This window comes from Burkholderia sp. Bp9143 (assembly GCF_003853645.1).
Taxonomy (GTDB): Bacteria; Pseudomonadota; Gammaproteobacteria; order Burkholderiales; family Burkholderiaceae; genus Burkholderia.
Genome location: NZ_QTPO01000002.1, coordinates 245,056 through 252,531, shown reverse-complemented (window position 1 = coordinate 252,531; position 7,476 = coordinate 245,056). Strand labels below are relative to the sequence as shown.

At 62.5% G+C, this 7,476-nt stretch carries 6 protein-coding genes; 4 read left to right on the top strand and 2 right to left on the bottom strand.

Features of this window, described 5'->3' with window-relative positions:
• A partial coding sequence (locus DIE23_RS39860) for a hypothetical protein (RefSeq protein ID WP_221623338.1) occupies positions 1-180 on the bottom strand: 180 nt, incomplete at its 3' end.
• Positions 181-355: 175 nt separating this feature from the next.
• On the opposite strand from DIE23_RS39860, the gene DIE23_RS02625 reads away from it, so the two are divergent.
• A complete protein-coding gene (locus DIE23_RS02625; RefSeq protein ID WP_124610665.1) occupies positions 356-2,431 on the top strand; it encodes a molybdopterin-dependent oxidoreductase in 2,076 nt (691 codons plus the stop codon).
• Positions 2,432-2,567: 136 nt separating this feature from the next.
• Complete coding sequence (locus DIE23_RS02620; protein ID WP_124610664.1) at positions 2,568-4,241, top strand: long-chain fatty acid--CoA ligase; 1,674 nt, start codon at positions 2,568-2,570, stop codon at positions 4,239-4,241.
• Between the two features lie 353 nt (positions 4,242-4,594).
• Here DIE23_RS02620 and DIE23_RS02615 read toward each other — a convergent pair whose 3' ends face one another.
• The gene (locus DIE23_RS02615) at positions 4,595-5,752 is read right to left on the bottom strand and encodes a porin (RefSeq protein WP_124610663.1); all 1,158 of its coding nucleotides are present in this window, start codon (positions 5,750-5,752) and stop codon (positions 4,595-4,597) included.
• 277 nt (positions 5,753-6,029) lie between these two features.
• On the opposite strand from DIE23_RS02615, the gene coq7 reads away from it, so the two are divergent.
• Positions 6,030-6,656, top strand: a complete 627-nt coding sequence (coq7, locus tag DIE23_RS02610) for a 2-polyprenyl-3-methyl-6-methoxy-1,4-benzoquinone monooxygenase (protein WP_124610662.1) — start codon at positions 6,030-6,032, stop codon at positions 6,654-6,656.
• A 387-nt stretch (positions 6,657-7,043) separates the two neighbouring features.
• A complete protein-coding gene (mraZ, locus tag DIE23_RS02605) occupies positions 7,044-7,472 on the top strand; it encodes a division/cell wall cluster transcriptional repressor MraZ (RefSeq protein ID WP_006400450.1) in 429 nt (142 codons plus the stop codon).
• Positions 7,473-7,476 lie beyond the last annotated feature (4 nt).

Sequence of the window (7,476 nt, the reverse complement as noted above, 5' to 3'; positions counted from 1 at the left end):
TACGCCGATGATAGTGCGGATTCCCGTGTGAAAGTAGGTAATCGTCAGGCTCCCTAAGCCAGAAACCCCCGCCCGAACAGGCGGGGGTTTTTGCATTTGGGCGACGGAAAACGCGGTCTCGGACACGCGAATCGCCTCCGTTTTCTGCTCAAGCCGCAACGCGCGTACCCCCGCTTTCATACCCACTCCATACCTCGATCGTCGCGCCGGCCTTTCGAAGCGGGTCCCGTGTCGATATTCGTCATCCGTCATTACCGCTGTTTCGCCAATAGGCGAGAAATTCGTGCGAAATGCAGCCCTATTCGGCCCGTCCACGTAAAATTTGCGAATCTCCACCCCAGCAGCATCCAGAACAATGAATGCCGCCACTCAGATAGCTCGGGCCGTTTGCCCGCACGATTGTCCGGACACGTGCGCCATGCACGTGACAGTCGAAAACGGCCGGGCGATCAAGGTCACGGGCGATCCCGATCATCCGCCCACGCAAGGCGTGTTGTGTACGAAAGTCAGCCGATACGCCGACCGCGTTCACCATCCCGACCGGCTCACAGTTCCCCTCAAGCGCGTCGGCGCGAAGGGGGAGGGGCGCTTCGTGCCGATCAGCTGGAGCGAGGCATTCGAGGAGATCGGTCGTCGTCTCGGGGAAATCGCCGCGCGCGCGCCGGAGGCGATCGTGCCGTACAGCTATGCGGGAACGATGGGGCTCGTGCAAGGCGAAGGCATTGCGCAGCGGTTCTTCCATAAACTCGGTGCGTCCCGACTCGAGCGGGCAATCTGCGCCGCGGCCGGTGCGGCAGGGCTGCGCTATACGTATGGCGGAAGCGTCGGCATGCATCTCGAGCATTTCGAGGAAAGCGAGCTGATCCTGATCTGGGGTGCCAATCCGATCGCATCCAGCCTGCATTTCTGGACCCGCGCGCAGGAAGCCAAGCGTCGCGGCGCCCGTCTCGTCGCAATCGATCCGTACCGCTCGCTGACGGCAGAGAAATGCCATCAGCACATCGCATTGAAACCGGGCACCGATGGGGCGTTCGCGCTCGGCATGATGCATGTGTTGATCACCGAAGATCTGCTCGATCATGACTATGTCGCGCGTCATACGCTCGGCTTCGATGCGCTCAAGGCGCGAGCCCTGTCTTATCCGCCGGAGCGTGTCGCGCAGATCTGCGGCATCGACGCGTCGGAACTGATCGAACTCGCACGTCGTTACGGCGCGACTCGCAAGGCATCGATCCGCCTCAATTACGGAATGCAGCGCGTGCGCGGCGGCGGCAATGCCGTGCGCGCGATTGCGAGCCTGCCTGCGCTGACGGGCGCGTGGCGCGATCGGGCCGGCGGGCTGCTGCTCTCGTCGTCGGAATCCGCACCGGTCAATCAGGCGGCGCTGCTGCGCCCCGATCTGATGCCCGGCTGGCCGCACAAACTGCCGCGCATCGTCAACATGAATGCGATCGGCGATGCGCTGCAGCATCCGGGCGACGCGACTTTCGGGCCGAAGGTCGAAGCCGTGATCGTCTACAACTCGAATCCGGTCGCGGTCGCACCCGACTCGTCAAAAGTCGCCGCAGGATTCGCGCGCGAAGACCTGTTCACGGTCGTTCTCGAGCACTTCAAGACAGATACGGTCGATTTCGCCGACATTGTGTTGCCGGCCACGACGCAGCTCGAGCATCTCGACGTCCACAAGTCGTACGGTCACACCTACGTGATGGCGAATCTGCCGGCGATTCCGCCGGTCGGCGACGCACGGCCGAATACCGACATCTTTCGCGGCATTGCGCGCAGCATGGGGCTCGAGGAGCCCGCGCTTTATCACAGCGACGAAGAGGTCGCGCAGGCGGCGTTCCGTTGGGACGATCCGGCGCTCGACAGCGACTGGGAGACGTTGAAGCGTGCCGGCTGGCTGAAGCTCAAGGTGGCGGACGCGCCTTTCGCGAATGGCGGCTTCCGCACACCGTCCGGCAAATGCGAGTTCTACAGCGCGCGACTCGAGCAGATGGGCATGGATCCGTTGCCCGATTACCTGCCGCCGTTCGAGTCGGCGGAGGCCGCGCCCGAGCTCGCCGCCCGCTATCCGCTTGCGATGATTTCACCGCCGGCCCGGCATTTCCTGAACAGCACGTTCGTCAACGTGGACAGCCTGCGCAGCACGGAAGGCCAGCCGCACCTCGACATTCACCCGGCCGACGCCGATGCGCGCGGCATCGGGGAGTGCGACGTCGTACGCATCTTCAACGACCGCGGATCGATGCAGGCGGTTGCAAGAGTGACTGATCGCGCGCGGGCGGGGCTCGTCGTAGGGCTGTCGATCTGGTGGAAGAAACTGTCGGCGGACGGGCGCAACGCGAACGAAGTGACGAGCCAGGCGCTCACCGATCTCGGCAATTCGGCGACGTTTTACGATTGTCTGGTAGAAGTTGAGCGCATTTGACCGAACTTCCGAATATGATCAGACGAATTTATTCGAAAGTTCGAATTGGGCATCTAACCCTGTTGTCTCGGAAGGGGCGAGCCGCTACGATGCGTTTTAGCACGACCATTCGAAAATCTGTGAGGAGACGCGTAGTATGGACAAAATTTGGCTGAAATCGTACCCACCCGGCGTTCCAGCCGAAATTGACGCGTCCCCGTATCCTTCCATCCCGGATCTTCTCGACGAAAGCTTCAAGCAGTATCGCGACCGCAACGCGTTCGTCTGCATGGGCAAGAGCATCACATACGGCGAACTCGATGTGCTGTCGCGCCAGTTCGGCGCGTGGCTGCAGTCGCGCGGCCTGAAGCGCGGCGCGCGCGTCGCGCTCATGATGCCGAACGTGCTGCAGTACCCGGTGGCGATCGTTGCGGTGCTCCGCGCGGGCTACACCGTCGTCAACGTCAATCCGCTCTATACGCCGCGCGAGCTTGAACATCAGCTGAAGGACAGCGGGGCGGAGGCGATCGTCATCCTCGAGAATTTCGCGTCGACGCTGCAGGCCGTCATCGCCAATACCGCCGTCAAGCATGTCGTGGTCGCGTCGATGGGGGACCTGCTGGGCATCAAGGGCTGGCTCGTCAATTGCGTCGTGCGCAACGTGAAGAAGATGGTGCCGGCCTGGCAGCTTCCGTCGTTCACGCGCTTCAAGGCCGCGCTGTCGGAAGGGGCGCGGCAGACCTTCACGCCGCAGAAGCTCGGCCCCGACGACGTCGCGTTCCTCCAGTACACGGGCGGGACGACGGGCGTCGCGAAGGGCGCGACGCTGCTGCACCGGAACATCGTGTCGAACGTGCTGCAGGCCGGTGCGTGGCACCATCCCGCGCACGAGAAGTACCCCGACGTGAAGCAGTTCGTGACGGTTGTCGCGCTGCCCCTCTATCACGTGTTCGCGCTGACGGTCTGCGGCTTCCTGACGATGCGCACGGGCGGCATGGGCATCCTGATTCCGAATCCGCGCGACATTGGCGGCATGATCAAGGAACTGAAGGGTTATCAGATCTCGACGATTCCGGCGGTCAACACGCTGTACAACGCACTGCTGAACCATCCCGAATTCAACCTGCTCGACCTGTCGAAGCTCGTGATCGCCAACGGCGGCGGCATGGCGATCCAGGAAGGCGTCGCGAAGCGCTGGTATGAGAAGACCCATACGGCGATCGTCGAAGGGTATGGCCTGTCCGAAACGTCGCCGGTTGCGACCTGCAACCCGGTGACTGCGACTGAATATAGCGGGACGATCGGCCTGCCGCTGCCATCGACTGAAGTTGCCATCCGCGACGACGCCGGCAACGACGTCGCGCTCGGCGAACCGGGCGAGATCTGCATCCGCGGGCCGCAGGTCATGGCCGGCTACTGGAACCGTCCGGACGAAACCGCGAAGGTCATGTTCCCGGACGGTTTCTTCAAGACCGGCGACGTCGGCGTGATGGACGCGCGCGGTTACGTGAAGATCGTCGACCGGAAGAAGGACATGATCCTGGTATCCGGTTTCAACGTGTATCCGAACGAGGTCGAGGACGTGGTGGCGTCGCACCCGGGCGTGTTCGAGGTGGCAGCGGTCGGCGTTCCGGACGAGCACTCGGGAGAAGCCGTGAAGCTGTTCGTCGTGAAGAAGGACCCGGCACTGACCGACAAGGACATCCTCGCGTACTGCAAGGAGCGGCTCACCGGCTACAAGCGGCCGAAACTCGTCGAGTTCCGCACGGAACTGCCGAAGACGAACGTCGGCAAGATCCTGCGGCGCGAACTGCGCGACGGACGCGCGTAACACCGAAGTCGAACGAACGAGCCCGGCCTGTGCCGGGCTTTTTTGTTTGTGGTGCCGGCATCGGAGTTGCGGCGCACCATTTGGCTTTCGCCGGAACGATGCACGTTCGACCCGGCGCGGCGCGTCGACGGAACGTCTCGGCCGGGCTGCCCGTGTCGAATGGCGCGGCACCTCGGTGCAAGCCGCGGGCAGCCGGCAATAGCGTGCGGGTCGATGGGGCACCGCGAACGGTACGCATCCGTGAATGCGGTGTGCACCGACCATCCAGCTCACCGCTCACCACTTCCCGGCCCCAAAAAGAAAAAGGCGCCCGAAGGCGCCTTCAATATGCTGCGGCTTGTCAGGCAAGCTGATTAGAACTTGTGACGGATGCCGACGCGCGCTGCGACCTGGTTGCTGGTCGTCGACGGATCGAGACCGTTGATCGAAGCATGTGCCTGAACGACGTCGCCTGCCGCGTTGAGCGCGTTGCCCGACGCATGCTGATACACGCCGATCACGTAGACGTCAGTGCGCTTCGACAGGAAGTAATCGACGCCCAGCGAGCCTTGGTGGTACTTGGCTGCCGAGTTGCCGTCGATCTTGCTGCCTTGCGTGTAGTCGTACGCTGCGCCGACGATCAGCGCAGGGGTCAGCTGATACTTGAAGTTGATTTCGCCGTTGTTGAACGTCGCGGTCTGGTTCACGAACGGACCCACCGAGAAGCCCTTGAACTTCGTGTTCGAGTACGTCGCGCCGATCGTTGCCGCGCCGAACGTGTATGCGCCGCCCGCGCCGATGACCTGGTACGTGTTCGCGCTGTTCGCATAGGCGCCGTAGACGGGTGACGACACAGCCGTCGCAGCAGCCGACGCGCCCGTGTTGAACATGCCGCCGAAGTTCGCCGGCGTGCGTGCGTTCAAGTAGCCGACACCCAACACCAGCGGGCCGTTGTTGTAACCGGCGCCGAGCGACCAGACCTGGTTCTTCGAGAACTGGCCGGCCTGGCCACCGAAGCTGTACATGCCGCCGAACGTGAAGCCGCCGTAGCTCGGGCTCATGTACTTGACCGCGTTGTTCACACGGTACGCGTTGTTGAAGTTGTCGAGGTCGCCCGGGTGAGCGGCGATGTAGCCGCCCCACTGGTCGCCTGCCTCGAGCGGGCCAACGAAGTCGACGACGGAGTCGTACTGGCGACCCAGCGTGACCGTACCGTACTGGCTCGACAGGCCGACGTAAGCCTGGCGGCCGAACATCAGGCCGCCTTGGCCGAGCTTGCCGGAGTTGACGTCAAAACCGTTCTCGAGCACGAAGATCGCCTTCAGGCCGCTGCCCAGATCTTCGGTGCCGCGCAGGCCGAAGCGGCTGCCTTGCATCACGCCGCTTGCCAGACCGTACAGATGGCCGCCCTTGGCGTTGTTGTTGAAGATGAAGCCTTCGTCGATGATGCCGTAAAGCGTCACGCTGCTTTGCGCATGGGCTGCGCCAGCAAACGCGCCCAGCGCGACGAGCGCGAGAAGCGACTTTTTCATTAACGGATCTCCAAGAATCACTGAATTTTTTTGGCGGGGCGGATAGTTATGTTGTGGTGACGGGCCCCATCAACTTCGCAAGAAGTCGCACGTAATGTAGCAAAACCGATTTTTCGGACAAAGCAAAATGCCGTGGCTCAAGGTCGCCATGTTTCCTTTATGCAACAATGGTTAAAATCACGGGTTAACCGCAATTTCCGCTGAATAATCAAGTCGGTTACGCAGCGGAGCACGTGCCTTTGCCGCTCGCGGCAGCACACGCAGCCAGGAGAACAGGATGGTGTTGGATGAACTGATCAGCGAATTCGATCGCGGCTTGCGATCGCTGACCGGCATTAGCCGGATGAGCCGCCCGGTGCCCGTGCCGGCGGAGCCGCCGGCCGGCGAATTGACGCCCGCCGAGCGCACGCATGCCGCCGGGCTGATGCGCGTGAACCACGTCGGCGAGGTCTGTGCACAGGCGCTTTATCAGGCGCAGAAGCTGACCGCGCGCTCGTCGTCGTCGAAGGCGATGTTCGAGGAAGCCGCGCGCGAGGAGGAGGATCACCTGGCGTGGACCGCGCATCGGCTGAAGGAACTCGATTCGCGTCCGAGCCTGCTCAACCCGCTGTGGTACGCTGGCGCGCTCGCGATCGGCGTCGTGGCCGGAACGCTGGGCGACAAGGTCAGCCTTGGGTTCATGGCGGAGACGGAGCGTCAGGTCGAGAGCCACCTCGACGGACACCTCTCCGAACTGCCGGCGACCGACACGGCGTCGCGCGCGATCGTCGAGCAGATGCGGCTCGACGAGGTGAAGCACGGCAAGGCCGCGACCGACGCCGGCGGGATCGAACTGCCGCTGCCCGCACGGATGCTGATGCGCGCCGCGTCGAAAGTCATGACGAACACTGCGTACTATCTCTGACATTCGGGCCGGGGCGACACGCGACGCCGCCCCGGTTCGCCGTCCCCGATACCGCCCGTTTTTTCCGCGTTTTCCCGCCCCCGAAAGCCCCGTCCGCACGCCAGTCTGGCCCGCCTTTCTCACGTATCACCTTCACAAGTTGCACTAGCTCATTCATTTATAACGATTTTTGGAATGAGGGGTCCCATGAGCATGTGCGCGTAAGTCCTTGTTCTAACTAACAAAATTCGTCAAAAAACCGGGCCGCTCCCTTGACCGTGCCAAACCCTTCCTCTAAAGTGGGAGACAGTGTGAGAAAGTGTATTTTTGTGTGATTTAGCGGGCTATTCCGGCTAAATTCTTGAGCGTTGAGCGGGTGCTTCGGTGCCCTGAACGGGAGAGCGGAAAGTGTTCCAAGGGGCGTCGGCGCTGACGCTCGATGCGAAAGGGCGGATGTCGGTGCCGGCTCGCTATCGCGAAGCGCTGCAAGGACAGGCAGAAGGACGGGTGACTGTGACCAAGCACCCGGACGGCTGCCTGTTGCTGTTTCCGCGCCCCGAATGGGAGGTATTCCGCGCCAAGATCGCCGCGCTGCCGATGGATGCACATTGGTGGCGGCGGATTTTTCTCGGCAATGCGATGGATGTCGATCTCGACAGCGCGGGCCGGATTCTCGTATCGCCCGAGCTGCGGATGGCGGCCGGACTCGAAAAGGAAGTCATGTTGTTGGGAATGGGTAGTCACTTCGAGCTGTGGGATTCACAGACCTACATCGCGAAGGAGCAGGCAGCGATGGCGCAGGGCATGCCCGACGCGCTGAAGAACTTTACGTTCTGATTGC